This window comes from Nannocystis pusilla (assembly GCF_020073745.1).
In the GTDB taxonomy this organism is placed as follows: domain Bacteria; phylum Myxococcota_A; class Polyangia; order Nannocystales; family Nannocystaceae; genus Nannocystis; species Nannocystis radixulma.
Genome location: NZ_JAIRAU010000001.1, coordinates 420,046 through 445,590 on the forward strand (window position 1 = coordinate 420,046; position 25,545 = coordinate 445,590).

Genomic DNA, 25,545 nt, shown 5'->3' on the forward strand with positions numbered 1-25,545 from the left:
TTCTGCTTGCGCACCACGAACCTGCTCTCTCTTGTCGCGGCCGTGCTCGTGGTCGGTTGCGTCGACGCGCCCATCACTCCGGAGCACATCCTGCCGGACGGGCAACTCCGCGCCGATCTGTCGTCCTCGCAGGCCGCGTTCGCGGCGACGCCGGCGCGAGCGGTCGGCCAGGCGGTCCAGGTGGCTGCCGTGCTGGCGGCCCAGCCGGCCGGGCCGCTGGTCGACGCCGCCGAGTTCCCCGCCGACGCCGGCTCCGTGCACCTCCACCTGCGCGCCGACCGGCTGCTCGAGCCGCGCCCCGTGACCTTCGTGTGGACCCACGGGGAGTCGCGCGAGGAGGTCCCGGGCGTCCTCGCGCCGACCACCACGCTCGCGCTCGCGGCGAGCCATCCGCTGAACCCCGACGAGCGCGGCCGGTGGAAGGTCGAAGTGTTCACCCTCGCGGGGGACGAGCCCGCGCAACTGCTGCTCACCCGCGAATTCGAGGTTCTCTAGACGTCCTTTGCTTGGTGGCGTCGAGTCGTGCGACGCCCGCGGTCCAAGGTGGACCGCGGGCGTTTTCTATCTGCGGCCGACGCTGGCGGCGGCGGGTTCGTGCCCGTACCATTGCCGGCCATGGAGAGCCAGCAAGGCAGCATGACCCCCGAGGAGATCGACGTGTTCGCCCGCGGTCTGCACCACCTCGCCAGCGTCGACGGCATCGACCCGCGGGAGGCGGCGCTCATCGCCGAATTCCTGCGCGAGGCCGGCGCGACCATCACGATGGACGACCTGAAGGGCACCAGCTTCAGCAAGTTCGAGGCGGTGCAGGTGTTCGACAAGACCTACCTGCGCCGGATCTTCCTCAAGACCGCGATCGCCCTGGTCCACCAAGACGGGCGCACCAGCCTGCCCGAGCGCCTCGCGCTCGCCGAGCTCGCCGACGTGTTCGGCCTGAGCAACGTCGAGTTCGTCGAGCTCGAGCAAGAGGCCCTCGCCGCGGGCCTGGCGTGAGACCACCGGCCGCGTAAACCCCTCGAATCACCCGCAGCAGCACCGGAGCGACCCATGGGCATCCTCAGCTTCATCAAGGGCCAGTTCATCGAGATCATCGAGTGGCTCGACAACACCAACTACACGCTGGTCTACCGCTTCCCCGACGACGACCACGAGATCAAGAACGGCGCCAAGCTGGTCTGCCGCGAGAATCAGGCCGCGATCCTGATCAACGAGGGGCAGCTCGCCGACGTGTTCGGCCCGGGTACCCACACGCTCAGCACGCAGAACCTGCCGATCTTGTCGCGCCTCAAGGGCTGGAAGTACGGCTTCAGCAGCCCCTTCAAGGTCGAGATCTACTTCGTCAACCTGCGCCAGTACGTCGACCAGAAGTGGGGCACGGCCAACCCGGTGCTCATCCGTGACCCCGAGTTCTCGGTCGGCGGCCGCCCCGGTCGCGTGCGGATCCGGGCCTTCGGCTCGTACAACTTCAAGATCTCCGACCCCGGCGTGTTCTTCAAGGAGATCGTCGGCACCCAGGGCCTCACCACCACCGACTCGATCGCCGACTACCTCAAGCGCCAGCTCGTCAGCAAGTTCACCGTCGCCGCCGGCAAGAGCGACCTCAGCGTGGCCGACATGGCCGCGCACTACAACGTGCTCGAGAACGCGGTGAAGGGCGACCTCGCCGAGGAGTTCGGCAAGCTGGGCCTCCTGCTCACCAGCTTCGTCATCGAGAACATCTCGCTGCCGCCGGAGATCGAGAAGGCGCTCGACGCGGCCGCGGCTCAGGCGGCCCGCGGTGTCGACAACACGATGGCCTGGGAGGGCCTCAACGTGATGCGCGACGCGGCCCGCAACCCCGGCGCCGGCGGTGCCTCGGGGGCCGGCATGGGTATGGGCATGGGCATGGGCATGGGCCAGATGATGGCCCAGATGATGGGCGGCATGGCCGGGGCGATGAACCCGCAGGGCCAGTTCCACCAGCCGCAGCAGTTCCAGCAGCAGCCGCCGCAGCAACAGCCGCCCGCCGACGACAACAGCCTCGAGGCCAAGCTGCGCAAGCTCAAGGCCGCGTTCGAGGCCGAACTCCTCACCGAAGAGGAGTACAAGGCCAAGCGCGCCAAGCTGCTCGAGGCCTTCTGAGCCCCGCGGACCCGCCTTCGCCCGCCCGGCCTGCAGCTCGGCTTGAGGCCGGGTCCGCAGGCCCACCGCGGGTGTTCCTGGTCGGCACCGACACCGACTGCGGCAAGACGACCCTGGCGTGCGCGCTGCTCCGCGCGGGCGCGAGCGCCGGGCTGCGCGTGCTGCCGTTCAAGCCGGCCGCCAGCGGCCCCGCCGGCCCGGCCGGAGACCCCGAGCGCCTCGTGGCCGCCAGCGACCTGGGCGTCACGGCCGGCGAGATCTGCCCGCTGCGCTTCGCGGAGCCGCTCGCGCCCGGGATCGTCGAGGACGCGCGCGCCTTCGTCTCCGGGCCGCAACTGGATGTCTCTCAGGACATGCCGCTTGAAGCAGGGTCGATCGGACATGCCCGATCGACCCTGGAATCACTCGAGGCGGCGCACCGGCCCGACGTGACGCTGGTCGAGGGCGCCGGCGGGCTGTGGGTGCCCATGCCCGGCGGGACGTGGTTGCCGGGGTGGATCTCCGGGCTCCGGGCCGCGCCGGTGGTGGTCGGCCGGCTCGGCCTCGGCGGGGTCAACCACGCGCTGCTGACGATCTTCGCCCTGCGCCAGCTCGGGCTGCCTCCGCGCGGGTTCTTCCTCGTCGATACGCACGGCGGCGCCGACGCGGCGCGTACGCACAACCCGGCCGTGATCGCGGCGGCGAGCGGATTGCCCTGCCTGGGAGTGATGCCGCACGGGGCGAGCGAGACGTCGTGGATCGCTACGGACGCGTGGACGCGGATGCTCGCCGCGTGAGCGCGGGCTGTCTCTCCAGACCTGTCATTGCGCCTCGCGCGTGGACGCGGAGACCGCTGGTTGCACACGCGACCGGTGGACGGTGACCCGAGGTGGCCCACAGGACATGCCCCCCAGGACATGTCCTCCGGGCTGCATCTTTCTTCTAAAATTGTCCGCGGAGGATCAGGCTGCCCGGGCCGATGCCGAGCTGGCGGACGCCGCGGCGAGCGGCGCGCTTGTCGCCGCTGTCGGTCTTGGGCTTGGAGTTGACGAGGATGACGGTGCCGAGGGTGAGGAGCGCGGCGCCGGCGAGGGTGGCGGCGAGGCCGTACCACTTGGTGTTGAAGAGGAACTTGCACTCTTTCTCGCCGGTGATGCCGGGGTTCATCACGTTCTCGCCGGCGCAGTCGAACGAGTAGTTGCGGCCGTCGAGGGCGGTGAGGGCGATGCCGCCGCCGATGCCGAGGATGCCGACGGCGATCGAGGCGTAGCCCCAGCCCTTGCCGGGCAGGCGGCTCGGCAGCTTTTCGAGCGAGTACTGCAGCTCCTCGCCGACGCCCTCGACGAAGGTGACCTCGCGCTCGAGGGCGATGAAGCCCTCCTTGCTGATCCGGATCAGGTGCTTGCCGGGGACGATCGGGCGGTTCAGCGGGGTGCTGCCGGCGATCTCGCCGTCGATGGTGACGAGCGCGCCGGGCGGGTCGGTCTGCAGCTTGAAGGAAGCTGGCCCCTTGGCCAGGGCGTCGAGCTTGAGGCGCAAGGTGGCGGCGGCCGAGTCGATGAGGCCGCTGGCGTCGACGACGCCGCAGATCTCGCAACCATCCTGGGTCGCGGCGATCCGCTGGCCGTCGGCGCCGTTGAACAGGTCGACGTGGACGTTGTAGTCGCGGTCGCGCACGGTGACGGCGGCGCGGACGATGTACTGCGCGCCGGTCTTGGTGGCGATCGACTTGTAACAGACGGCGTTGTCGCAGCTGGCGGCGCCGCTGTCGGCGGCGACGACCTGGTCGGGGGTGAGCACGGCGAAGTTTCCGCGCTGGAGTCCGCTGCTGAGCGCCTGCGTGAGCGAGTTCTGATCGGTCCCGCTGAGCGAACCCTCGATCACGAGCGGCAAGATCGCCAGCTTCGCGCCCTGCTGCTGCGGGCCCTCGCTCGGGGCCGCGATCGCCAGCGCAGGCCGCGGGGCCGCTGCCATCGCCTCGCCGATCCCCGAAGTGCTGAGGCACACACTGGCGGCCATCGCCACCGCAAGGCTCCGTCGCGCGAGGTCCATCTCCTCCCGAGGCTATCACGCTTGACCTGAGCCCCTCCACCATCCCACCCTGAGCAAGCCCCGTTGACCCCCCTCCGCACCGCCACACTCGTCGCGTCGCTCGCGTTCGCGCCCGGATGCCCGCAAGGATCCACCGCCGACGGACCCCGTCCGCAGCCCGCGCAGACCCCCGCAAGCGCGCCCGAGCCGTGGCTGTACGCCCCGGCCCTGCGCGACAGCATCCCGCCCGGGCTCGCCGTGCGCCCGGTGTTCGAGCTCGCCGACGGTCAGCGCGGCCGGGCCCAGATCGGCGTGGCCGTGGCGAGCGAAGGCACGGCGCCGCGGCTCGAGGTGTGGGAATTCGACCAGAACAACCCGCGCGAGCGCCTGGAGCGGGTCGGCGAGCCCAGCGAGCTGATCGCCCTCGACGCGCCCCGCGACGCCCGCGGTCAGCTCGACGCGATACGCACGGCGATCGCTCGCCCCGGCAATCAGTTCGTGCGCCAGCGCGGACTGGCCGGTGAACCGGAGCAGATCGTCGCGGAGCTGCAGGGCCTCGCCGCGGCGGTGCGCGACGCCGACGCCGCCCCCGACGCCCGGGCCGAGGCCCTCGCCGGGCTCACCCGCGGGCTCGACGATCACCTGCTGTTCACCGAGAACCGCCTGCCCGAGCTGCTGGCGGCCCTCGCCGGCCCGCTCGAGGTGGCGACCCGCGAGCCGCTCGGCGAACGCCGCGTCACCGTCGTGACGCGAGCGCCGGCCCATCGCCTGACTTTCGCTCGCACCGGCGAACGCTGGGCCCTCAGCGCGGTGGCGTTCGCCGCCGACGAGACGTCACCTGCTCAAGAGAGCAGGTGACGAGCTCACGAGAACATGTTCTAAGGAACATGTTCGCGAGCGCAGCTCGTGAGCGGCAGTCGGGCCGACTCACTCCGCGCCGGGATCGGCCGCGCCGGCGGCGGAGCCGTCGCCGACGGCGCCCTGGCGCATGTACTTCTCGACCGCGGCCTCGTGCTCGGCGATCGTCTTGGAGAACTGGTGCGTCTTGTCGTTGCGCGACACGAAGTACAAGAAGCGCGACTTCTTCGGCGCCAGCACGGCCTCGAACGCGGCCTTGCCGGCGTTCGTGATCGGGCCGGGGGGCAGGCCCTCGTGCGTGTACGTGTTGTACGGGTTGTCGGGGTCGCGGAGGTGGATCCGCCGGATCCGCCCCTCGAACTGCTGGCAGGCGGCCGACTTCTTGATCGCGGCCGTGCAGCCGTAGATGATCGTCGGGTCGGTCTCGAGCCGCTTGGGCTGGAACGACTGGAAGCGCAGGCGATTGAGGAACACCCCGGCGATCAGCGGCCGCTCGTGCTTGGCGGCGGTCTCCTTCTCGACCAGCGAGGCCATGATCACGATCTCGCGGTCGCCCCAGCCGAGGGTCTTGCGCAGCTCCTCGAGCGCCTCGCGATGGCTGCGCTTGAGGTTGTCGTAGACCTTGTGGTGCTGCTCGACCATGCGGCGGATGACCTGCTGGGGCGTGGCCGCGGTCGGGAACTTGTAGGTGTCGGGGTAGAGGTAGCCCTCGACGCTCTCGCCCTCGATGCTGAGCTCCTTGAGCAGGGCCGGGTCGCGCATGGCCTCGAGGATGACCGACGCGTCGCCGTAGCCGGCGACGGCGAGGATGTCCGCGACCTCGAGGATGTTGCGGCCCTCGGGGATCGTCACCCGCGTCTCCTCGGTGCGCTGCGGCCTGACGAGCTCGGCGAGGACCTGCTCGGGGGTCATGTCGCCGCGGAAGCCGTGTGCGCCGGCGGTGATCTTGCCGGCGGCGCCGCGGTGGAGCACGAACAGCTTGAAGTAGAGGCCCTCGTCCTCGGGGATCACCCCGGCCTCGATCAGCTGCGCGAGCACCTGCGGGAAGCTGGCGCCCTTGGCCACCTCGACGGCGATCGGCTCGGCGCTGCCGACCCCGGGGCGGTCCGGGTACTCGATCACCCGCTGGTACGTGCGCGACAGCCACACGCCGCCGACGACGAGCGTGATCGCCACCACCGCGAGGGCGACGTACTGCGGCCATCGGGAGCGCCGCGGTCGCCACCACGGCAGGCGCTGGCGCCTGGCCGGCGCCTGGGCGGTCCCCGTCATGAACCTGCCTCCTTGGACATGTCCTTGCGGCGCTGGCCGTCGAGCCAGCCCTGGAGGATGAACTGGGCGGCCGCGGCGTCGATGACCTGCTTGCGACGCGCGCGCGACACGTCGGCCTGCAGCAGCGCGCGCTCGGCCCCGGCGGTGCTGAAGCGCTCGTCCCAGGTCCACGCGCGCGGCGAGCCGGGCAGCTCGGCGAGGGCGGGTTCGAGGGCGGCGAGGAAGCGCTGGACCTGGCGGGCGCGGTGGCCGACGGAGCCGTCGAGCTCGAGCGGCAGGCCGACGACGACGTCGCGGACCTCGAGGGTGCGCACCAGGGCGGCCACGGCGGCGGCGTCTTCGGCGTGACCGCGGCGGGTGAGGACCTCGCGCGGAGTGGCGATCGTGCCGCTCGGGTCGGACACGGCGACGCCGATCGTCTTGCTGCCGACGTCGAGGCCGAGGGCGCGCATGGGCCCCGGGTTTCTAGCACAGGGGGGCGCGCCCCGGGCAATTTCACGAGCGAGGAGTGATCTCGCGCGGACTCACCGCACAGCCCGTCGGGGCTGGTCTTGCGCGCCCCCGGTCTCGCCGACGATGCTGCGCCGCATGCTCGATCAGGTCCCGCAGGCGCCGCAGAAGCTGCCTCTCGTCGGCCACATGGCCGCGCTCATGGCCGGAGCCCCGTGGGACGTGACCGAGCGCTGGCTGCGGGAGCGCGGGCCGACGGTGCGGCTGCAGATCCCCGGCGCCAGCTACCTCGTCACCTCGGACCCCGAGTTCATCCGGCACGTGATCGTCGGCGCCGCCGACAACTACGTCAAGGATCTGCGCGCCATGGGCGCCTTCCTCGACATCCTCGGACATGGCCTTTTGACCAGCGACGGCGAGCTGTGGAAGCGCCAGCGGGCGGTGCTGGCGCGGGCGTTCCGCATCGACGCGCTGCGCAACGTGGCCGAGGTGTCGATCCGCGCGGTCGACCGGCTCGGGGCGGTGCTCGACGCGCACGCGCGCAGCGGCAGGCCGGTCGACATCGGGGCGCAGATGCGGCGGCTGACGCTGCAGGTGATCGCCGAGGCGACGCTGCAGATGCCGCCGCACCAGAGCGACGACGTGCTGCCGCGGCTGTACGAGCCGCTGGTGGAGGAGGCCAACAAGCGGGTGTGGCAGCCCTACCGCGGCTTCTTGCCGACCCCCGCGAAGTTCCGCTACGACCGCTCGCTGGCCCAGCTCGACGCGTTCTTGCTCGGCAAGATCCGCGCGCGCCTGCAGGCCCGGCGCGCCGACCCCGGGGCGCGGCCGGCCGACATGCTCGACATGCTGCTCGCCAACCTCGACGACGGCGGCTGGTCCGAGGAGAGCGAGCGGCTCGTCAGCGACGAGCTCAAGACCATGCTGTTCGCCGGCCACGACACCTCGAGCGCGATGCTGACGTGGACGCTGCACTCGCTGACGCAGCAGCCGGCCGAGCTCGAGCGCCTGAGGGCCGACGCCGCGCTGGTGTTCACGGGCGACGGCGTGCCCGACTACGAGCAGCTCAAGCGCCTCGACTTCGCCGGCGCGTGCCTCAAGGAGGCGCTGCGCCTGTACAACATCGTGCCGATCGTCGTGCGCGAGGCCGCCGTCGACGACACCTTCGGCGCGCTCGTCATCCCGCGCGGCACCAAGGTGATGGTGCACATGCAGGCGCTGCACAAGGACCCGCGCCACTGGCCCGAGCCCGAGGCGTTCCGCCCCGACCGCTTCCTCGGCGACGAGCCGGTCGGCCACCGCTGGCTGCCGTTCATCACCGGCCCGCGCAGCTGCGTCGGCCAGCACTTCTCGCTGCTCGAGGCGAAGATCGTGCTGTCGCGCCTGGCGCTGCGCTACGACTTCACGCCCGTGCCCGCGAACAGCGACGCGCGCCACCGCTACAACATCCCCGTCGGCCCGCGCGCGAGCATCTGCATGCACGTGCGCCCGCGCGAGTGATGGATATGGTCGAAATGACATGTCCGTGTGGACATGTTTGAAGGAGCATCTCGCGCGACTGTTGTGCTCGTGATCACAGGGGCGAGCGTCCTATGTCCGCGAGGACATGTATCTCCATGACGAAGATCGACCGCGAGCTCGGGCCGGCGCCGGTTGCGTGAGCGGAGCCGGCGCGAGCGCGTAACAGCGACTACACGGCCCGCCAAGGTGACCAGGCTGGGCAGCGTCGACAGTCGGACGCTGCTCGCTATGGACGGGCGAGCCTCATGTCGATACGTCGTCGAAGCCTCTTGCGCGGCCTCGGGATCGGTCTCGTCGCCGCGCCCTTCGTCAACCTCCTGTCGGCGCCGAGCAGCCGCGCCGAGGGCGGGCCGGTGGCGCGGCGGTTCATCGTGTTCTTCAGCCCCAACGGCACGATCCCGCAGCACTGGCGGCCGAGCGGGAGCGAGACCGAGTTCACCTTCCCGGCCGGGTCGATCCTCGAGCCGCTGGCGGACGTCCAGGACAGGCTGATCGTCGTCGAGGGGCTCGACTTCTTCGGCGCCGACAATCACAAGGGCGGCATGGCGGCGATGCTGACGGCCAGCGGCGCCGCCGGCGACGAGTCGGGCGGGCTGTCGATCGATCAGTTCGTGGCCAGGGCGGTCGGCGGCGACACGCGCTTCGCCTCGCTCGAGTTCGGCGTCCAGACCTCGCTGTGGGGCGGCAGCACGCAGACGCGGATGTCGTACAGCGCCCCGAAGACGTGGGTCACGCCGGACGACGACCCGGTGAACGTGTACGGGCGGCTGTTCGGCGACTTGATGGGGGGCGAGGACGCCGCGGCGGCGCTGCGGGCCCGGCGGCAGCGCGTGGTCGACCTGCTCGTCGACGAGGCCACCGCGCTGCGCGGGCGGCTCGGCAGCGAGGAGCGCCCCAAGCTCGACGCCCACCTCGACGCGCTGGCCCAGCTCGAAAAAGGCCTGTCGGGCGCGACCGCCTGCGCCTTGCCCGGGGCGCCCGCGGCCGGCGACACCCAGGACAACGCGAGATTCCCGGCGACCACCACGGCGCAGATCGACATGATGGTCGCGGCGCTGGCGTGCGGCATGACGCGGGTGGCCTCGCTGCAGCTGTCGCACACCGTCAGCCCGACGGTGTGTTCGTGGCTCGGCGTGAGCGAGGGGCACCACTCGCTGTCGCACATGGACGACAAGAACCTGGCCGGCGTGGCCCAGTTCGTGGCGTGCGAGCGGTGGTTCGCCGAGCAGTTCAAGTACCTCGTGCAGAAGCTGGCGACGACGCCCGAGGCCGACATGCAGGGCTCGATGCTCGACAACTCGGTGGTGCTGTGGGCCAAGGAGATGGGCGACTCGCGGATGCACAACTGCGTCAGCGTGCCGTTCGTGCTCGCCGGCGGCGCGGGCGGGCGCTGGCAGACCGGGCGCTACCTCAAGTTCGCCGGCGAGTCGCACGGCAAGCTCATGGTCTCGCTGTGTCAGGCGATGGGCCTGACCAATGAGACATTCGGCAACCCGGAGGTCGGCGCCGGCCCGCTGCCGGGTCTGGTGTGAGGAGGCGATCATGCGGACGATTCATGCGAGTCACGTGGCGCTCCTCCTGGCGCTCGCGGCCTGTCAGAACGACGGCGGGGCGGCCGGCAGCGAGACCGACGGCGACACGACAGGCACCGTGACGGGCACGGGCACGAGCGGCGACGTCGATCCGACCGACGGCGGCGGCTGTCCCAGCGACATGCAGTTCTTCGAGGCCCGTGTGTGGGCGCCGATCCTCGGCACGGCCTGCGTCGGCTGTCACAACTTCGAGGGCCTGGCGAAGGACTCGCGGATGGTCCTCTGGGCCGAGAGCGAGGAGGGCTGGCTCGAGCACAACTTCGCCGCGGCCAGGGAGGTCGCGCTCGTCGACGACGGCGGGGTCTCGCTGCTGCTGCTCAAGCCGACCAACCAGCACCCCGACATGCACAAGGGCGGGATGGTCGTCGCGCCCGATACCGAGGCCTACGACGTGCTGGCCGAGTTCGTCGCGCGCAGCGAGGGCACGTTCTCGTGCACGGGCTCCGACGGCGAGGGCGCCGTGGGCTGCGACGGGGGCGGTCTGCGTCGTGTCCGACGCCTGAGCCACGTCGAGTACAACCGCAGCTTGCAGGCGGTGCTCGGCGCGCCGACGGAGCTCGGGCTCGGCTTCGCGGCCGACACGGTGGTCCAGGGCTACACGAACAACGCCGGGGCGCTGGTCGTCTCGGGGCTGCTCGCCGACCAGTATCGCGACGCGGCCGAGAAGGTGGCCGACCTGATCGTGGCCGAGCTGCCGGCGCGGCTCGGCTGCGATCCGCAGGAGATCGGCGAGGAGGTGTGCGCGCACGAATTCATCGCCCGCTTCGGCAAGCAGGTGTTCCGCCGGCCGCTGACGGCGGACGAGCAGGCGCGCTATCGGTCGTTGTGGAAGGAGGCCGCCGCGGTCGAGCAATTCGCCGGCGGGATCCGCTGGACGATCGCGGCGATGTTGCAGTCGCCGGGGTTCCTCTACCGCACGGAGCTCGGCGAGCACGCGGGCGACGGGGTCTACCCGCTCTCCGCGCACGAGCTCGCCGGCGAGCTGTCGTATCTGATCGTCGGCGGCCCACCGGACGACGCACTGATGGCTGCGGCGGAGGACGGCAGCTTGAAAGATCTGGAAGTGCTGCGGATGCACGCCGACCGGCTGCTCGCCGGCGCCGACGCCGACGCCACGCTCCACCGCTTCGTCGACGAGTGGCTGCACCTCGATCGCCTGCGCACCGTCCCGCGCGACGCGACGCTCTACCCCGAGCTGACGCCGCAGATCCGCGAGGCGATGCTCGGCGAGACGCACCGCTTCGCCGCCGCCGTGTACCGCAGCGGCGGTTCGCTGACCGAGCTGCTGACGGCGAACTACTCGTACATGACCGACGCGCTGGCGATGTACTACGGGGTCGAGGCGGGCGCGGGTGAGGCCGATCCGGCCGGCTTCAAGCGCGTCGACACCGGGGCTGCCTCGGGCCTGTTGACGCACGGCGGGGTGATGACGACGCACGCGCTGCCGACGTCGTCGTCGCCGATCCACCGCGGCAAGCTGGTGCGCGAGCGCCTGCTGTGCCAGGAGATGCCGCCGCCGCCGCCCGCGCTCGACACCTCGCCGCCGCCGGTCGATCCGGAGCTCAGCACGCGCGATCGCTACATCCAGCACGCGAGCGAGGCGACGTGCGCCGGCTGTCACTCGCGCATCGACCCGATCGGCTTCGGCTTCGAACACTACGACGCGGTCGGCCGCACGCGCTCGATGGACGGGATCCACCCGATCGACGCGAGCGGCGAGATCGTGCTGACGGACCACACCAACGGGGCCTTCGACGGCGCCGACGAGCTGGCGCAGCTGCTCGCGGGCAGCCCCGACGTCGAGGCGTGCTACACGCTGCAGTGGGCCCGTTACGCGGTCGGTTCGGACGCGGAGACCGAGCTGCAGTGCGTGCAGGACGAGCTGATGGCGGCGTTCGTCGCGGCCGAGGGCCGGCTCGACAGCCTGGTGCTGGCTCTGGTCGGCACGCGGTTCTTCCGCGAGCGCGGCGGGGCGGTCGTGGACGGCGGCGAGACGACGACGGGCGGAGATCCAGGCACGGATGGCGAGACGACGACGGGCGACGAGACGACGACGAGCGGCGGGACGACGGGCGCCGAGTCGGGGCCGGTGACGTCGCCGGGCATCGACACGCAGGTCACGCAGGACTCGCAGTGGAAGAAGGGCGAGTGCAACACGGTCACGGTGATCAACACGACCGACGCGCCGATCACCTGGCAGGTCGTGCTCCCGCGGCTGGGCAAGGTGCAGAACGCGTGGAGCGCCGAGTACACGCAGGACGGCGACCTCCTGGTGTGGAGCGGCGAGCCGCAGAACGCCGAGGTCGCGGCCCAGGGCACCACGAGCTTCGGCTTCTGCATCCTCTACTAGCGTCGCGCTCGCGGTCGCGCGACGGTGCGAGCGAACGCGCGCGGCGAGGCGGTGAAAAATCCCGTGTCACGCGGCGCCGGGGCTGCCTCGTCATGCCGGTGAACCAGGAGAACCCCGCATGATCCCGCATCTCGTCGTCATCGGCACCGGTTACGCCGGTCTGCTCGCGGCCCTCCGCGCCGCGCGGATCGCCCGCGGCCGCGTCGCCGTCACCCTCGTCGGCGCCAGCGACCAACTCGTCGAGCGCGTCCGCCTCCACGAGCAGGCCGCGACCGGCCGCGGCGTCGCGCACCCGGTCGCCGAGCTCGTCGCCGGCACGGCGGTCCGCTTCGTCCACGCGCGGGTGAACGAAGTCGCGCCCGGACGCCTCCTCACCGACGCCGGCGTGCTCGAATTCGACCGCGCCATCGTGTGCACCGGCGGCTCCGTGGACCTCGACCTCGTGCCCGGCGCGCGCCAGCACGCGTTTGCCATCGACGGCGACCGGGTCGGCCCGCTGTTTGCCGAGGCGCGGCGCGTTGCCGCGCGCGGCGGCCGGCTTGCCGTGTGCGGCGGCGGCCTCACCGGCGTCGAGATCGCCAGCGAATTGGCGGAGGCGCTCCCCGGCCTGCAGGTCGAGCTGGTGTCGGCGGGCGAGATCATGCCGGCGCTGAGCCGCAAGGCGCGCGAATACACGCGCTCGGCCCTGAAGCGACTCGGCGTGGCGGTCCGGGAGCACACGCGGGTGACCATGGTCGCCGCGGATCGGCTCGAGACCGAGGCGGGGCCGGTCGGCTTCGACCTGTGCGCCTGGGCGGCGGGCTTTCGGGCGATGCCGCTGCTGGCCGGTACCGGTTTGCCGAGCGCGGCCGATGGCCGGGTGATCGTCGACCGCTATCTCCACGCGCGGCCGGACCTGCTGGTCGCCGGCGACGCGGCGGCCCGGGCCACGGCCGGAGGCGGCTGGCTGGCGGCCGGGTGCAAGACGGCGATGCCGATGGCGGCACACGCGGCCGACACGGCGATCGCCGAGCTGACCGGCGGGGAGGTGCGCGAGTTCAGCTTCGGCGATGGGGGTTCCTGCGTGAGCCTGGGCCGGCGGGATGGCATCTTGCAGTTCATGGACGCCGCCGACCGGCCACGGGAGCGGATCGTGACCGGGCGAGTGGCGGCGTGGGTGAAGGAGCGGGTGTGCCGCTACACCCTGCTGGCGCTGCGGGCCGAGCAGCGCGGCTGGTGGGGGTATCGCTGGTTGAAGGGGCAGCCGCAGCCGCTGGTGGCCGCGGAGGTGATGCCGTGAGCCCGGCGGAGGCGGCGGAGCTGTTCGGGGCCCACCGGTCGCGGCTGTTCGGGCTGGCCTATCGCATGCTCGGCAGCGCGGCGGAGGCCGAGGACGTGCTGCAGGAGGCGCACATGCGCTGGCAGGCGGCCGAGCACGCGACGATCACCGCGCCCGGCGGGTGGCTGACGACGGTGGTCTCGCGGCTGTGCCTCGATCAGCTGAAGTCGGCGCGAGTCCGGCGCGAGACCTACGTCGGCCCGTGGTTGCCCGAACCGCTGCCCACCGAGCGCGTCGCCGACCCGCCGGATCTCGAGTCGATCTCGCTCGCCTTCCTCGTGCTGCTCGAGTCCCTGAGCCCGCTCGAGCGGGCGGTGTTCGTGCTGCGCGAGGTCTTCGACTACGAGTTCGCCGAGGTGGCGCAGATCGTCGGGCGCGAGGAGGCGGCGTGCCGCCAGTTGGCCCACCGCGCCCGCGAGCACGTGCGCTCGAAGCGGCCGCGGTTCGCTCGCTCGCGCCAGCAACACGAGCAGATGCTCGGGGCCTTCCTCGGCGCGATCGCGCAGGGCGACCTCGAAGGGCTGCAGCGGCTGCTCGCCGACGACGTGGTCGCGTGGTCCGACGGCGGCGGCCGGGCCCGCGCGGCGCGCAAGGTCGTGGCGGGGCCCGACCGCGTGGGGCGGATGCTCATCGGCTTCGCCAAGAAGGGCGGGGCGGACGCGACGATCTCGTTCGCGGAGATCAACGGCTGGCTCTCGGTGGTGCTGCGGCACGACGGAGTGGTGGTGTCGACGCTGTCGATCGAGACCGACGGCGAGACGATCTTCGGCGTGCACCTCGTGGCCAACCCCGACAAGCTGGCCCGGCTGCACTGATCCGCATATGTTTTAAAGGGCATGCTCGAAGGGACATGCTACTTCGAGCATGTTCGTGAGGTCGCTCAGGCCGACGCGAGCGCTGCGGAGAGGGCGCGGCGGCCGAGGGCGCGGAAGTCGGGGTCGGCGTGGCGCTCGGCCCAGGCGAGGGTGGCGACGGCGTGGAGGGCCAGCAGGACGTCGAGGCGGGCGGCGGCGTCGCCGGTGAGCGGGCCGTGGCCGGCGAGGAAGGCGTGCTCCAGCGCGGGGTCGGCGGGCCAGACGTCGGCGCGCAGCTTGACGAGGTCGGCCTCGGGGGCGTCGAGGCGGGCGTGCTCGAAGTCGAGGACGTGGAGGTCTTCTCCGGCGAGGAGCCAGTTGTCGGGGGTGAAGTCGCGGTGGCACGGCACGCGGCGCACGCCGGCGAAGGCGTCGCGGCGATCGGAAAGGCGCTGCAGTGCGTCGCGCTCGGAAGGAGAGAGGAGGCCGGCGGCGCGCGCGTGCCACTCGTCGAGGCGGGCGGACACGCCGTCGCGCAGGGGCAGCGGGTCGTCGTCGGCGACCGGCAAGGAGTGGAGGGCGCGGGCGAACCGACCGGCGGCGGCGTGGGCGGAGAGGACGAGCTCGGATGGCCCGAGGGACAGGCGCTCGCCGGGCGCGGCGGTCAACGCGAGCGCGCGGGCGGCGGCGTCGAACGCGAGGAGGCGCGCGACACGGGTGGCGGGGGAATCGGCCGTCCGCGTCGCGTCGAGCCGCGGCAGCCAGTCGCGATAGGCCCGCAGCTCCTGCGCGAACGGGCGCGGGTGGCGGTGCTGCTTGAGCACCAGCGCGCCGGACGAACTCTCGGCTCGCCACACCGTCGCGCTCTTCGAGCGTTCTTTGAGGCATGTCCAGGAGAACATGTCCTCCGGGACACCATCGAGGGCCCGCGAGGCCAGGGCGCGCAGCTCGGGGGTCACGCGCGTCACCGGCGGCGCAGGCTGGCCAGGTCGACGCGGCTGCTGCCACGGGTGAACAGCCACAGGCCGAGGACCAGCACCAGCACCGAGAACAGGCCGCAGACGGCGCCCCACAGCATGTACGAGCCGCCGAGCGCGGCGGCGATGTGGGCCGAGTCGGACGGCATGACGCCGGCGGAGGTCTGGGCGCTGGCGGTGAACAGGTAGTCGGCGCGGGAGAACACGCTGAGGGCCAGCTGGACGGCGAGGAAGACCAGGGCGGTCTGGGCGACCGCGGCGCGGGCGCGGGCGGCGAGCGCGACGAGGAGGACGCCGACGCCGCCGATGTACCAGAAGCCGAACGGGTTCTCGACCACGAGCGCGACGGCCAGCAGGAACCCGAGGCCGAGCAGGCCGAGCACGACGCGGGCGACCCGCTCGCGCCGGGCCAGGGCGAAGCACAGACCGGCGACCACGGCCGGGCCGATCAGCCCGCCGGCGGCGACGACAGCCTGAAGAGCATGTCCTTCGGGACCTGTATGAACGGCCATGCCCGAACCGTCAGGCCAGAGGTAGAACGCCTCGAACGTGCCGCCGGTGGCCAGCGCCGCCAGGCCGTGGCCGAGCTCGTGGGCGAGCGTGGACAGGAGGAGCAGCGGGTAGATGAGCAGGCCGCCGAACGGGACGGCGTAGAGCAGGAGGGTGATCGCGGCGCTGGCGAACAATGCGCCGCGGGCCCGCCGGGTGACCTGGGCGTGGTCGTGGGCTCGGGCGAAGGCTCGCGCTGCGGAGGACATCGCAGCGCAGCGTAGCATGGCGGACCCGGCGCGCCCGCGGGCCGGCGAGGCGGCGAGACACGCGTCGCAGGCGAAACACCGCGCGGGGCTCGGGGGTCGCGGCGGAGAGCTCGCGCGGCCGCGTCGCAGAAGCTGGACCGTGCGGCGCAGTGACTGAAGAAGGCAGAGCGTCTTGTCGCTCATGGGGCACGCGCAGAGACCCTCGAGCGTGGGCCAGGGCCGACGGCAAGAGGCCGAGCACGACCGACAGGGGGGACGCCTCGCCTCGCGGCGGCGATCGCTTGCGTCAGGCCGGCCGCGTCAGCCGTAGGCTTCCTCGTCGCGCACCGACTCGAGCACGATCGCGTCGCCGAGCAGGGCGGCCTTGTAGAGCGTGTGCGCCAGCATCTGCGGGCAGGCGCGGACGAGCACCGGGCCGCGGGCCGCGGCGGCGCGCAGGCGCTCGACCCACGCGAGCACGACCTCGGGCGCGTCGGCGTCGACCTCGGCGAGGTCGAACACCTGCGGCGCGTCGCTCACCGCGGCGGCACCCCGAAGCGCTGGAGGAGCAGGGAGATCGGCTGATCCATCACGTCCCAGAAGTCGGCGCGGCGCGTGAAGTCCTCGGTGGTCGCGCGCCCGCGCTCGCGCGCGGCGAGGATCCGCTCCGGCTGGAAGCTGAGGCTGTTGTCGGCGCCGAGCCGCGCCCCGACGGCGTGCTGCAGCAGGACCAGGAACAGCGCGCTCGACGGGTCCTCGCGGCGCAGGCCGGCGATGAACGCCAGGGTCTCGAGCTCGCCCTCGAGGTCGCCCTCGTAGCCGGCCAGGATATGGGTGATGTCGTGGTGCACCAGCGCCTCGGGCACGCCGCCCAGCTCGCCGGCGAACGCGAACTGCCGCTCGCGGTAGTACCGCCACAGCTCGCGGCCGAGGGTGCCCTCGGGCAACAGGCCGATCCGGCGATAGCGCCACGCGAGCTCGCTGTTCTCGCGGGTCTTGGGCAGCGCGAGCAGGTCCTCGGTGAAGAAGTTGAGCACGCCCTGCCAGCCCTGCGCGGCGTACAGGGTGCCGGCCTGCGGCGAGCCGAGCCGGCGCTGCAGCTCGTACTGGGTGCGCTGGCGGTGCTGCTGCACCAGGCCGTGGAACACCTGCATCGCCGACTCCTCGACGTCGAGCGCCGCGCGGAAGGCCGACAGCACGCGCCACTCCTCCGGCGAGACCTGGCCGTCGACGATGCCCATGACGAGGCAGGCCTTGAGCGCCATCAGGCGCCGCTCGGGGTCGACGATCGCGGCGGCGAGCTCCTCCGGGGTGATCGTCGGCACGGCGTCGGCGTCGGCCTCGACACCGAGCAGCCCGGCCGAGGCCGACAGCAGTGACTGCTCCTTGATCGCAAACGTGCCGTCGGCCATCGCCACGGTCTTCAGGGCCCGGAGAACGGCATTCGCCTCGTCGGTCGTGAACGGGAACAGCGCGGCCATGGCGGGGCTGACGCTACCAGGCCGGCACCGCGGCGCAACCCGGTCCCACGAGAGGTCGGTCGCCCGGCCCTCGCCGATCCGCCTGCCGCGATGTGCCGTCGCGACATGAACGCGACGACATGCGCGCGAGCATGCCGATCGCGCCGCGGACCGGTGACGCGGACGAGAGTCCGCGGGCGGGGCCCCACGAACCGGCGAGCAGCGGGCATCCGGCCGCATTCCCGGCCGGAAGTGCGAGATCGCGCGCAACACGGACGCCGGCGCGCGCGCACTCGGCGAGCGCGCCGACAGTCGTCATCACCGCGGTGACGACGGTGCCATCGAGGGCGCGCGCCGGTCGCCGGGTCGACGTCGGGGGCGGCGCGGCGACCTCCCCGTGCGCCGATCTCGACGCCACGGCGATCATGACCTGGCTTTTGGGACTGGTCGAGGACGACGGCGGCGCGGGCGTGCCGTCGCGGTCGCCCACGTGCGTGCTCGCGGGGGCGGGCGTGGTCACTCGCGGCGGGACCGGCGGACGGTCGCGTGAGTGGTCGTCGCGCTATGATCTCGTGGAGGCCGACTGTCGTGCAGCTCATCGCCTGGTCGATCCCCGTCTTCGTCGCCTTCATCGTCCTCGAGTACTTCCTGGCCCGCAGGGCCGGCCGCGACCTCTATCGCCTGTCCGTGTCGGTCTCGGACGTCGGCTGCGGCGTGGTCCAGCAGCTGTTCGGCGTGCTGACGGCGGCCGGCCTGGCGGCGCTGTACTTCCTCGTCCACGAGTGGCGGCTGTTCGAGCTCGACGCCGGGGCGGTCACGACGTGGGTGTTCGCCCTGGTCGCGGTCGACCTCATCTACTACTGGTGGCACCGCGCGAGCCACGAGGTCGGGGTGTTGTGGGCGACGCACGTGGTGCACCACCACAGCGAGGACTACAACCTGGCGGTCGCGCTGCGCCAGGGCGTCTTCACGGCGAGCACGCTGGTGGTGTTCGGGCTGCCGCTGGCGCTGCTCGGCGTGCCGCCGCTGGTGTTCTTCGTCAGCAAGGCGATCAACTCGCTGTATCAGTTCTGGATCCACACCGAGATGATCGGCCCCCTCGGCCCGGTCGAGCAGGTGCTCAACACGCCGCAGCACCACCGCGTCCACCACGCGGTCAACCCGCGCTACCTCGACAAGAATTACGGGGGGATCTTGATCGTGTGGGACCGGCTGTTCGGCACGTTCGCGCCGGTCGACGAGCCGACGGTGTACGGCACGACCAAGCGGCTGCGCAGCCTCAACCCGCTGTGGGCGCAGCTCGAGCAATTCGTCGAGCTCGGGCGGCGGGTCCGCGCCGGTCGTAACCTCCGCGAGCGCGCGCTCGTCCTGCTCGCGCACCCGGGGTGGACGCCGCGCGGGCCGACGGGGCCGCTGCCGGCCGCCGAGCTGGCGGCGCGGGCGGCCGCGCGCTGGTCGGCGCCTGTCTCTCGGGGCATGTCCGTCTACATCCTGCTGCAGGCGGTCGTGATCGTGGCGGCGACGATGACGGTGCTGATCGCCGCCGCGGCCTGGCCGACCTGGCTGGCCGCGCTCGCCTGCGCGACGGTGGCCGCCGGGGCGGTCGCGCTCGCCGGGCTGGCGGAGCGCCGCCGCTGGGCCCTGCCGCTCGAGGTCGGCCGGCTGGCGGCGACGGTGGCGGTCGCCGGGCTGGTGCTCGGGCGGTGAGTGGACGCGAGGTCGGCCGTGGCGATGCCGGGCCTGGGGCTCGTGCGGGTGAATGTCCGGGGAGACATGCCGCCTAGGACATGTGTGAAAGGACATGTTGTTGAGAGCATGTCCTCTCGGGCCGCTCATTTGGCGGTGCGGACGCGCTCCATCGCCTGCTTGGCGGGGGCGGGCAGCTTCGGCTCGGCCGCGGCGCGGGCGGCGAGGATCTTGGCGCGGGCGCCGTCACCGGCGGCCTCGGCGGCGAGGGCGAGGACGACGAGGGTGTCGACCGGGCCCTTGGCGAGCGGGCCGTCGTCCATGTGCTTGAGGGCGCGGTCGCTGAGGCTGCGAGCGCGCGGCTTGTCGCCGGCCGCGGCGGCGCGCAGGGCCTGGCCGCCGAGGGTGAGCGGGTGGAGCGGCGCGATCGCGGCGGCGCGGTCGAGCGCGTAGTCGCGGCCCGGCGCGTCGGCGGTGACGGCGGCGAGCATGAGCAGGCGCGCGGCCGGGTCGTAGCTCATGCCGTCGATCGCCAGGCCCTCGCGCAGCAGCGCCTTCTCGCGGGCGACGTCGCCGTCGCGGCGGGCGACCTCGGCGAGGCGGATGATCGGCTCGACGGACTCGGGCCGGAAGCCGCGCGCCTTGGTGTAGTGCTCGGCGGCCTGCTTCCAGCTCGGGCCCTGCAGCAGCACCTCGCCGAGGGTCATGCGCGGGACGTAGCCGTCGCCGCGGCCCTGGATCAGCTGCTGCAGCGAGCGCGCGGCCGAGCTCATGTCCTTCTTCTGGGCGTGGCCGAGCGCCTCGGTGAGCAGCTTGTCGCGCTCGTCGGGCTTGTCGCCGCGGCTCTTGGCCGGCTCCCAGCCCTTGACCTTGGCGTCGAGCTGGCCGAAGAGCCAGGTTTCGAATTCCTTCTCGACGACGGCCAGCGGCTTGCCGAGGTGCTTCTCCATCAGCGCCTCGGTGGTGGCGCCCTCGCCGTAGCCCTTGAGCATGGCGATGAGGCGCGGCAGGCCGTAGGTCTCGCCGAGGTAGCGGACGGCGTAGGCGGCGGTGGTGTAGGCGACCTCCATGCCCTGGGCCGAGTCGGCGCGCAGGAACGCCAGCTCGAGCTCGGACAGGCGGCGCAGGGTGCCCTTGCGGCGCGAGGCGGCCAGCAGCTCGGCGCTCTCGCGGGCCCACGAGGGGTCGGCGAGCTCGGACTCCCACTCGGACAGGCCCTCGGTGAACCACCGCGGCACGCGGCCCTTGCTGAGCTGGACGGCGTAGACGTGGGCGAGCTCGTGCCACACGACCTGGTGGAAGTTGTGGGTGCCGGAGTAGGGGCCGACGGCGGTGATCAGGCGGCCGAAGCACACGCCGACGGCGCCGAGGCTGGGCACGCCGATGGTGCGCACGGAGAAGTCGCTCGGGTCGGCGAACACCTCGATGCGCAGCGGCGTCGGGCGCAGCGAGTAGCGCTTGTCGAGGCTGGCGCGCGCGCGGGCGATGATCGCCAACATGTCCGGAGAGACATACTCCTGGTCCTCCTTGAGGAGGCGCAGGCTGAGGTCGCCGTCGCTGATGTCGGTGTAGAGCGGGTCGATGCGCTGGTCGTAGAGGTCGAGGGTGTTGCGGGTGCGCTCGTTGAAGCGGTCGCGCTTCCACGCGGCCTTGAGCGCGGCGCGGCCCTCGTTCTCCTTGCCGAGGCGCAGCAGGTTGAGGCCGAGCGCCGACTGCACGTAGGCGTTGTCGGGCGCGCGCTTGGCCGCCTCCTCGAGCACGGTATGGGTCTGCTCGTACATGTGCATCGACACCAGCAGGTCGGCGAGCGCGAGCCAGAAGGGGAGCGGGTTGCCGGCGGCGGCCAGGTCGCGCAGGCGGGCGTAGGCGGCCGCGTCGTCGCGGGCCAGCGCGGCGCCGGCGAGCACCGCGAGCGCGTCGGGGTGTCCGGGGCTGGTCGCCAGCATGTCGCCCTGCGCCCGCGCGGTCGCCTCGTCGCGCCGACCCTCGACCAGCGCGACCTTGGCGAGCACCGCGAGCGCGTCGAGCTGGCGCGGGTTGACCTGCAGGGCCCGCTGCGCCGTCTCGCTCGCGGCCGCCAGCCGCAAGCCCTCGAGGTGGGCCGCGGCGACCCCCGCCAGCGCCTCGGCGTGCCACGCGTCGCGCTGCAAGACAAGCTCGTAGGTCTCGATCGCCTCCGACGCGGCGTACTTCTCGCGGAACATCGCGCCGCGCAGCAGCAGCGCCCGGTCGCGCAGGATGAACCCGGGCTCGAGTGAACCTGTCTCGAGGGGCAGCTTCTCCGCCTCGCCGAGCACCATGTTGGCGTCGTGGAAGGCGCCGGTCGAACCACGGGCCAGCGCGGCCCGGGCCACCGCCACCAGCTGCTCGACCGTCTTGGCCTTGCCGGCGTCGTAGGCGTCGTAGAGCTCCTCGCGCAGCGCGACGGCCTTGGGGTCCTTGTCCTGGCCCGCGGCCACGAGCAGGCTGAGCAGCTCGCCGCGCGCGGGCAGCTCGGCCGGATCGCCGGCGGCTTTTTGCAGCAGCGCGATCGCACCGGACCGATCGCCGCGGGCCTCGAGCACGCGCGCCAGCAGGCGCATGCGCACAGGGCCCGGCTGGCCGGCCTTGAGGTCGAGCGCCGCGGCGGCGAGGTCGGTGGCGCCGGTGGCCAGGTGCGCGTGCGCGAGCGCGAGGCGGACCCGCTCGTCACCTGGCTTTTGGCGCAGGGCGCCGGCGAGGAAGGACGCGGCGCCCTCGGGGTTGCCCTTCTCGAGCGCCGCGAAGGCGCCGGGCAGATCGGTGACGACGGCGGGCTCGGGCCGCTTCGCCGGTTGCTTCGCGACCGGGTCGCCGCCGTCTTGCGGGCCCTCCAGGCCCTCCAGATCGAGCGCCGGCGGAGCTGTACGTTCGGACAGGTCGGAGCTCGCGGGCGGGCCTTCGGACGGCGGCGCCGTGCGGCACGCGGCGGTGGCGGCGGCGAGGACCGCGAGCAAGCGCACGGGCCACGCGGCGCGCGGACGGGACGACCATGAGCGCGGCATGCGGGCGGGAATTGTGCGAGCCGCGCGCGGCCGTGTCAAAGGGAACCGAGGGCTCTGCTATGCTGGCGCGCATGGCAGCCAGCAGCAGCAGTCACACGGCCTACCCGAGCGAGGTGTACGAGAGCTTCGACGCCTTCATGCAGCAGGTGATCAAGGACACCTACGAGCGCGGGGCCAAGCGGCCGGAATTCGTGGCGCTGGTGCTGGCCTCCGGCGAGCTGCTGCCGATGGCCTGGGGCAAGATGAAGAAGAGCGGGATCCGCGAGCTCGCCGTCGGCGTCGGCGGCGTCGTCGCCCTCCGCTACGGCCTCGCCTACATCGTCAGCGGCCCGATCGGCGTCGCCCTCACCGGCTTCACCGTCGCCGCCATGGTCTCGTTCTTCTGGCAGAACCAAAAAGAAGTCCTGGCCCGCCGCAAGCCCTACAAGCAGCTCATCAACGACACCCGCGAGAAGTACGAGGACATCCAGGCCCGCTACCACGACGGCGTCTACGACTCGGGCGAGCGCGCGCTGATGGTCGAGGGCCTGCTCCGGCGCATGGTCGCGCAGATCGAGGCGCCGCTCGAGGAGCCGGCGAAGGCGTCGTCGTGAGGCGTGCGCGCGCGCGCGCCGCGGCGCCCTCGTGAAGGCTGGCATTCGCCCGCGAGGTGGGCGACACGAGGAGCAGCCATGCCGTCGCGCGTCACGCACGTGCCGTCCCACATGACCCTCCGCGAGGCCCGCGACCTGTACCTCGAGCGCAACGGCTTCTCGACGGCCGAGTACTCGTCGCCGACGTTCGCGTTCCACATCCTCGGCCGCACGCTGAAGTTGCCGAACCCGCCGGCGCGCCGCCAGGTCGTCGCGCTCCACGACCTCCACCACGTGCTCACCGGCTACGGCACCGACCTCGCCGGCGAGTCGGAGATGGGGGCCTGGGAGCTGCGCGCCGGCTGCAACACGCCATTTTTGTGGATGATCAACCTCACCGCGGTGCTGGGCGGCGTGTTCATCGCCCCCCTGCGCACGCTGCGGGCGTTCCGCGCCGCGAAGGGCCAGCGCAGCCTCTACGTCGACGGACGCGGCGCCGCGGCGGCGCTGAAGCTGACGGTCGCCGAGCTCCGGCGGCAGCTCGGCGTCCCGGCGCGCGGCCACACCGCCGCGCCCTGAGACCGCGCGGTCCGGCTACACTCTCGCGCCCGCCGATGTCCTCCACGTCGCCTTCACGCCCCGCGCGCCAGCAGCTCTGGACCGTCCAGGAGGTGCTGAACTGGACCGTCGAGCGGTTCGAGCGGGCCGGCTTCGGCGAGGCCCGCGCCGACGCGCAGCACCTGGTGGCGCAGGCGCTCGGCTGCTCGCGCATGCAGATCTTCCTCCGCTACGACGCGCTGGTCGACGAGGCCCAGCGGACGGCGCTGCGCGAGCTGATCCGCCGGCGGCTGGCACGCGAGCCGGTGGCCTACATCGCCGGCAAACGCGGCTTCCACGGCCTCGGGCTCGAGCTCGCGGTCGATCGCCGGGTGCTGATCCCGCGGCCAGAGACCGAGCACCTGGTCGACTGGTTGCTCGAGCTGCTGCCGCCGCCGCCGCCGCCGTACCCGCTGCACGTGCTCGACGTCGGCACCGGCTCGGGGGCGATCGCGCTGGCGGTCAAGCACGCGCGCCGCGACGTCGAGGTCACCGCGGTCGACGTCTCGCCCGACGCCCTCGCGGTCGCGCGCGAAAACGCGGCCAGCCTCGGCCTGCAGGTCGAGTTCGTCCGCGGCGATCTCCTGCGCGGCGTGAAGCTCCCCGAGGGCGGCCTGGCGGCGATCGCCGCCAACCTGCCCTACATCGCCTCGCCCGAGCTCGCCGAGCTGCAGCCCGAGGTCCGCGACTACGAGCCTCGCCTCGCGCTCGACGGCGGTCAGGACGGCCTCGATCTGGTGCGCCGGCTCGTCGACGCCTGCGCCGCGCCCGGGGTGCTGGTGCCCGAAGGCCGGCTGTTCCTCGAGATCGGGCTCGGTCAGGCGGAGGCGACCCGCGAGCACATGCTCGCCCGCGGCTACCAGTCGGTCGAGGTCCGTCGCGACGCGGCCGGGATCGACCGCGTCGTCAGCGGCTCGCCGCCGATCCACTGACGAACTGGCGGCCGGAGCGCGGCTCTCCTATCCTGACGCGGATGACCTCCCGACCGCTCGCGGGTCGCCGGCCGCTCGCGGTCGCGCTCGGGCTTGTCCTTTGGGACATGTCCTGCGCATCAGGTACCGAGCGCCTGGTCCGCAGGTCGGTGCCGGCGGCGATCGACGGGACGCTCGACGCGCTCGAGGACCCGCAGGTGCGCCGGCGCATCGACGGCCTGCTCGACCTGCCCGAGGTGCAGAAGGCCGCGCGCGAGCTGGCCGAGCAGGTCGCGGCCGGGGCGTTCGACGGCCTCACCGACGAGCAGCGGGTGGCGAAGGTCAAGCAGCTCAGCGAGGACTACGTCGGCGCGCTGTCGAAGGCCGTCGGCGACGGCCTGCGCGAGGACGTGAGCCCGGCCGTCGTCGACACCACCAGGCGCGCGGTGGAGCAGGCGATCGGGTCGGCGCTGTCGCCGTCGACGCGACAGGGCGCGGCGGCGCTGGCCGAGGCCCTGACCCGAAGGACAGTCACGACGTTGAGCGAGGGCGTGCGCGACGACCTCGGGCCGGCGACGCAGGCGGTGCTCGAGCGCAACCTCGGCCCGGGGATGCAGCGGGTGATCGAGGACAACCTCGGGCCGGCGCTGCGCACCACGATCGCCAGGGACATCGCGCCGGCGCTGCGCGAGGCGCTGAGCGAGGAGCTGGCCCCGGCAGCAGGCAAGGTCTCGCGCGAGGTCAGCCGCGAGGCGGTGCTCGGGGCCGTCGACGCGCTCGATCTCGTCGAGACCGATCCGCAGTACGAGAAATTCCGCGAGCGCTTCTGGGGCCGCGTCGAGACCACGCTCCACCAGGGCGCGCGGATCGGCGAGACGATCGCGTGGATCCTCGCGCTCCTGGTCGTGATCCTCGGGCTGCTGCTGGCGCGGGCGATCGTGGTCCGCCGCAACGCGGAGCTCGAGCGCCAGCGCAGCGAGCGGATGCTCATGGCGATCTTGCACGAGCTGAAGCAGGGCGGCGCGGTGAAGGTCGAGCAGGTGGTCGACCACGTCCGCGCCCGCGACCCCGACCTCGCGCGCTCGTCCTCCCTCAACGAGATGATCCAGCGCGCGATCGCCATCGGTCGCGACCTGTTCGACGGCCGCCCCGACCTCGACGGCAAGCCCGACTCGCCGAAGCGCTGACCCTCGCGAGCGCGAGCCGGGCGAGCTCGAGGTGCGCGCGCGAAGCGAGATGTCCCAAAGGACATGCGCCTGCACGGCATTGAGATGAGGATATAAATGGAGATAGAGT

Annotated in this window: 23 protein-coding genes; 15 read left to right on the plus strand and 8 right to left on the minus strand. The window is 72.5% G+C overall.

Annotation, left to right across the window (positions count from 1 at the left end; all coding sequences use genetic code 11):
- Positions 1 to 6 precede the first annotated feature (6 nt).
- The 4 genes from K7C98_RS01695 (at position 7) to bioD (ending at position 2,897) form a co-directional block, all read left to right on the plus strand.
- Positions 7 to 495, plus strand: coding sequence for a hypothetical protein (locus K7C98_RS01695; RefSeq protein ID WP_224189715.1), 489 nt, complete (start codon positions 7 to 9; stop codon positions 493 to 495).
- 120 nt (positions 496 to 615) lie between these two features.
- Positions 616 to 993, plus strand: coding sequence for a hypothetical protein (locus K7C98_RS01700; RefSeq protein ID WP_224189716.1), 378 nt, complete (start codon positions 616 to 618; stop codon positions 991 to 993).
- Positions 994 to 1,047: 54 nt separating this feature from the next.
- Positions 1,048 to 2,121, plus strand: coding sequence for an SPFH domain-containing protein (locus tag K7C98_RS01705; RefSeq protein WP_224189717.1), 1,074 nt, complete (start codon positions 1,048 to 1,050; stop codon positions 2,119 to 2,121).
- Between the two features lie 71 nt (positions 2,122 to 2,192).
- Positions 2,193 to 2,897 carry an ATP-dependent dethiobiotin synthetase BioD gene (bioD, locus tag K7C98_RS01710; RefSeq protein ID WP_224189718.1) on the plus strand — a complete coding sequence of 235 codons (705 nt, stop codon included), beginning with the start codon at positions 2,193 to 2,195 and terminating at the stop codon, positions 2,895 to 2,897.
- Between the two features lie 145 nt (positions 2,898 to 3,042).
- Here the strand turns inward: bioD and K7C98_RS01715 are convergent, their stop codons facing one another.
- Entirely contained in the window at positions 3,043 to 4,119 is a 1,077-nt protein-coding gene (locus K7C98_RS01715) for a PEGA domain-containing protein (RefSeq protein WP_224189719.1), read from the minus strand.
- Positions 4,120 to 4,215: 96 nt separating this feature from the next.
- Between K7C98_RS01715 and K7C98_RS01720 the strand changes: the two genes are divergently transcribed.
- Positions 4,216 to 4,989: a hypothetical protein gene (locus K7C98_RS01720; RefSeq protein WP_224189720.1), complete on the plus strand. Its 774-nt coding sequence runs from the start codon at positions 4,216 to 4,218 to the stop codon at positions 4,987 to 4,989.
- Between the two features lie 69 nt (positions 4,990 to 5,058).
- On the opposite strand, the gene mltG is transcribed toward K7C98_RS01720, so the two are convergent.
- Both mltG and ruvX read right to left on the minus strand, forming a co-directional pair.
- Positions 5,059 to 6,261 (minus strand): endolytic transglycosylase MltG, encoded by a 1,203-nt coding sequence (gene mltG, locus K7C98_RS01725; RefSeq protein ID WP_224189721.1) that lies wholly within the window; start codon positions 6,259 to 6,261, stop codon positions 5,059 to 5,061.
- Positions 6,258 to 6,713 carry a Holliday junction resolvase RuvX gene (gene ruvX / locus K7C98_RS01730; RefSeq protein ID WP_224189722.1) on the minus strand — a complete coding sequence of 152 codons (456 nt, stop codon included), beginning with the start codon at positions 6,711 to 6,713 and terminating at the stop codon, positions 6,258 to 6,260. Before ruvX ends, mltG begins: the two co-directional genes overlap by 4 nt.
- A gap of 136 nt (positions 6,714 to 6,849) precedes the next feature.
- Between ruvX and K7C98_RS01735 the strand changes: the two genes are divergently transcribed.
- The 5 genes from K7C98_RS01735 to K7C98_RS01755 all read left to right on the plus strand — a co-directional run bounded on the left by K7C98_RS01735 (position 6,850) and on the right by K7C98_RS01755 (position 14,307).
- Entirely contained in the window at positions 6,850 to 8,211 is a 1,362-nt protein-coding gene (locus K7C98_RS01735; protein WP_224189723.1) for a cytochrome P450, read from the plus strand.
- A gap of 266 nt (positions 8,212 to 8,477) precedes the next feature.
- Positions 8,478 to 9,764 carry a DUF1552 domain-containing protein gene (locus K7C98_RS01740; protein ID WP_224189724.1) on the plus strand — a complete coding sequence of 429 codons (1,287 nt, stop codon included), beginning with the start codon at positions 8,478 to 8,480 and terminating at the stop codon, positions 9,762 to 9,764.
- A 10-nt stretch (positions 9,765 to 9,774) separates the two neighbouring features.
- Entirely contained in the window at positions 9,775 to 12,174 is a 2,400-nt protein-coding gene (locus tag K7C98_RS01745; protein ID WP_224189725.1) for a DUF1592 domain-containing protein, read from the plus strand.
- A gap of 118 nt (positions 12,175 to 12,292) precedes the next feature.
- Positions 12,293 to 13,453, plus strand: coding sequence for an NAD(P)/FAD-dependent oxidoreductase (locus K7C98_RS01750; RefSeq protein WP_224189726.1), 1,161 nt, complete (start codon positions 12,293 to 12,295; stop codon positions 13,451 to 13,453).
- Positions 13,450 to 14,307 (plus strand): sigma-70 family RNA polymerase sigma factor, encoded by an 858-nt coding sequence (locus tag K7C98_RS01755; RefSeq protein WP_224189727.1) that lies wholly within the window; start codon positions 13,450 to 13,452, stop codon positions 14,305 to 14,307. The genes K7C98_RS01750 and K7C98_RS01755 overlap by 4 nt, the downstream gene beginning before the upstream one ends.
- 65 nt (positions 14,308 to 14,372) lie before the next feature.
- Here K7C98_RS01755 and K7C98_RS01760 read toward each other — a convergent pair whose 3' ends face one another.
- The 4 genes from K7C98_RS01760 to K7C98_RS01775 all read right to left on the minus strand — a co-directional run bounded on the left by K7C98_RS01760 (position 14,373) and on the right by K7C98_RS01775 (position 17,481).
- A complete protein-coding gene (locus tag K7C98_RS01760; RefSeq protein WP_224189728.1) occupies positions 14,373 to 15,254 on the minus strand; it encodes a phosphotransferase family protein in 882 nt (293 codons plus the stop codon).
- Entirely contained in the window at positions 15,251 to 16,021 is a 771-nt protein-coding gene (locus K7C98_RS01765; RefSeq protein ID WP_224189729.1) for a M50 family metallopeptidase, read from the minus strand. The genes K7C98_RS01760 and K7C98_RS01765 overlap by 4 nt, the downstream gene beginning before the upstream one ends.
- 300 nt (positions 16,022 to 16,321) lie before the next feature.
- Complete coding sequence (locus K7C98_RS01770) at positions 16,322 to 16,540, minus strand: hypothetical protein (protein ID WP_224189730.1); 219 nt, start codon at positions 16,538 to 16,540, stop codon at positions 16,322 to 16,324.
- Positions 16,537 to 17,481, minus strand: coding sequence for a TerB family tellurite resistance protein (locus K7C98_RS01775; protein WP_224189731.1), 945 nt, complete (start codon positions 17,479 to 17,481; stop codon positions 16,537 to 16,539). Before K7C98_RS01775 ends, K7C98_RS01770 begins: the two co-directional genes overlap by 4 nt.
- 567 nt (positions 17,482 to 18,048) lie before the next feature.
- On the opposite strand from K7C98_RS01775, the gene K7C98_RS01780 reads away from it, so the two are divergent.
- Complete coding sequence (locus K7C98_RS01780) at positions 18,049 to 19,167, plus strand: sterol desaturase family protein (protein ID WP_224189732.1); 1,119 nt, start codon at positions 18,049 to 18,051, stop codon at positions 19,165 to 19,167.
- A 125-nt stretch (positions 19,168 to 19,292) separates the two neighbouring features.
- Here the strand turns inward: K7C98_RS01780 and K7C98_RS01785 are convergent, their stop codons facing one another.
- Positions 19,293 to 22,127 carry a tetratricopeptide repeat protein gene (locus K7C98_RS01785; protein WP_224189733.1) on the minus strand — a complete coding sequence of 945 codons (2,835 nt, stop codon included), beginning with the start codon at positions 22,125 to 22,127 and terminating at the stop codon, positions 19,293 to 19,295.
- A gap of 113 nt (positions 22,128 to 22,240) precedes the next feature.
- Between K7C98_RS01785 and K7C98_RS01790 the strand changes: the two genes are divergently transcribed.
- From K7C98_RS01790 to K7C98_RS01805, 4 genes are all read left to right on the plus strand, one after another.
- A complete protein-coding gene (locus K7C98_RS01790) occupies positions 22,241 to 22,762 on the plus strand; it encodes a hypothetical protein (protein ID WP_143140227.1) in 522 nt (173 codons plus the stop codon).
- A 78-nt stretch (positions 22,763 to 22,840) separates the two neighbouring features.
- A complete protein-coding gene (locus K7C98_RS01795) occupies positions 22,841 to 23,320 on the plus strand; it encodes a hypothetical protein (RefSeq protein WP_224189734.1) in 480 nt (159 codons plus the stop codon).
- 35 nt (positions 23,321 to 23,355) lie between these two features.
- On the plus strand, positions 23,356 to 24,270 hold the full coding sequence (gene prmC / locus K7C98_RS01800) for a peptide chain release factor N(5)-glutamine methyltransferase (RefSeq protein WP_224189735.1): 915 nt from the start codon (positions 23,356 to 23,358) through the stop codon (positions 24,268 to 24,270).
- 41 nt (positions 24,271 to 24,311) lie between these two features.
- Positions 24,312 to 25,436 (plus strand): hypothetical protein, encoded by a 1,125-nt coding sequence (locus K7C98_RS01805; protein ID WP_224189736.1) that lies wholly within the window; start codon positions 24,312 to 24,314, stop codon positions 25,434 to 25,436.
- Positions 25,437 to 25,545: the final 109 nt, after the last annotated feature.

What these genes read in the sequence shown, in the direction of transcription:
- K7C98_RS01700 (WP_224189716.1), top strand. Translation starts at nt 616, where the DNA reads ATGGAGAGCCAGCAAGGCAGCATGACCCCCGAGGAGATCGACGTGTTC.
- K7C98_RS01705 (WP_224189717.1), top strand. Translation starts at nt 1,048, where the DNA reads ATGGGCATCCTCAGCTTCATCAAGGGCCAGTTCATCGAGATCATCGAG.
- K7C98_RS01715 (WP_224189719.1), bottom strand. Translation starts at nt 4,119, where the DNA reads ATGGCCGCCAGTGTGTGCCTCAGCACTTCGGGGATCGGCGAGGCGATG.
- mltG (WP_224189721.1), bottom strand. Translation starts at nt 6,261, where the DNA reads ATGACGGGGACCGCCCAGGCGCCGGCCAGGCGCCAGCGCCTGCCGTGG.
- ruvX (WP_224189722.1), bottom strand. Translation starts at nt 6,713, where the DNA reads ATGCGCGCCCTCGGCCTCGACGTCGGCAGCAAGACGATCGGCGTCGCC.
- K7C98_RS01735 (WP_224189723.1), top strand. Translation starts at nt 6,850, where the DNA reads ATGCTCGATCAGGTCCCGCAGGCGCCGCAGAAGCTGCCTCTCGTCGGC.
- K7C98_RS01740 (WP_224189724.1), top strand. Translation starts at nt 8,478, where the DNA reads ATGTCGATACGTCGTCGAAGCCTCTTGCGCGGCCTCGGGATCGGTCTC.
- K7C98_RS01745 (WP_224189725.1), top strand. Translation starts at nt 9,775, where the DNA reads ATGCGGACGATTCATGCGAGTCACGTGGCGCTCCTCCTGGCGCTCGCG.
- K7C98_RS01750 (WP_224189726.1), top strand. Translation starts at nt 12,293, where the DNA reads ATGATCCCGCATCTCGTCGTCATCGGCACCGGTTACGCCGGTCTGCTC.
- K7C98_RS01765 (WP_224189729.1), bottom strand. Translation starts at nt 16,021, where the DNA reads ATGTCCTCCGCAGCGCGAGCCTTCGCCCGAGCCCACGACCACGCCCAG.
- K7C98_RS01775 (WP_224189731.1), bottom strand. Translation starts at nt 17,481, where the DNA reads ATGGCCGCGCTGTTCCCGTTCACGACCGACGAGGCGAATGCCGTTCTC.
- K7C98_RS01790 (WP_143140227.1), top strand. Translation starts at nt 22,241, where the DNA reads ATGGCAGCCAGCAGCAGCAGTCACACGGCCTACCCGAGCGAGGTGTAC.
- K7C98_RS01795 (WP_224189734.1), top strand. Translation starts at nt 22,841, where the DNA reads ATGCCGTCGCGCGTCACGCACGTGCCGTCCCACATGACCCTCCGCGAG.
- prmC (WP_224189735.1), top strand. Translation starts at nt 23,356, where the DNA reads ATGTCCTCCACGTCGCCTTCACGCCCCGCGCGCCAGCAGCTCTGGACC.
- K7C98_RS01805 (WP_224189736.1), top strand. Translation starts at nt 24,312, where the DNA reads ATGACCTCCCGACCGCTCGCGGGTCGCCGGCCGCTCGCGGTCGCGCTC.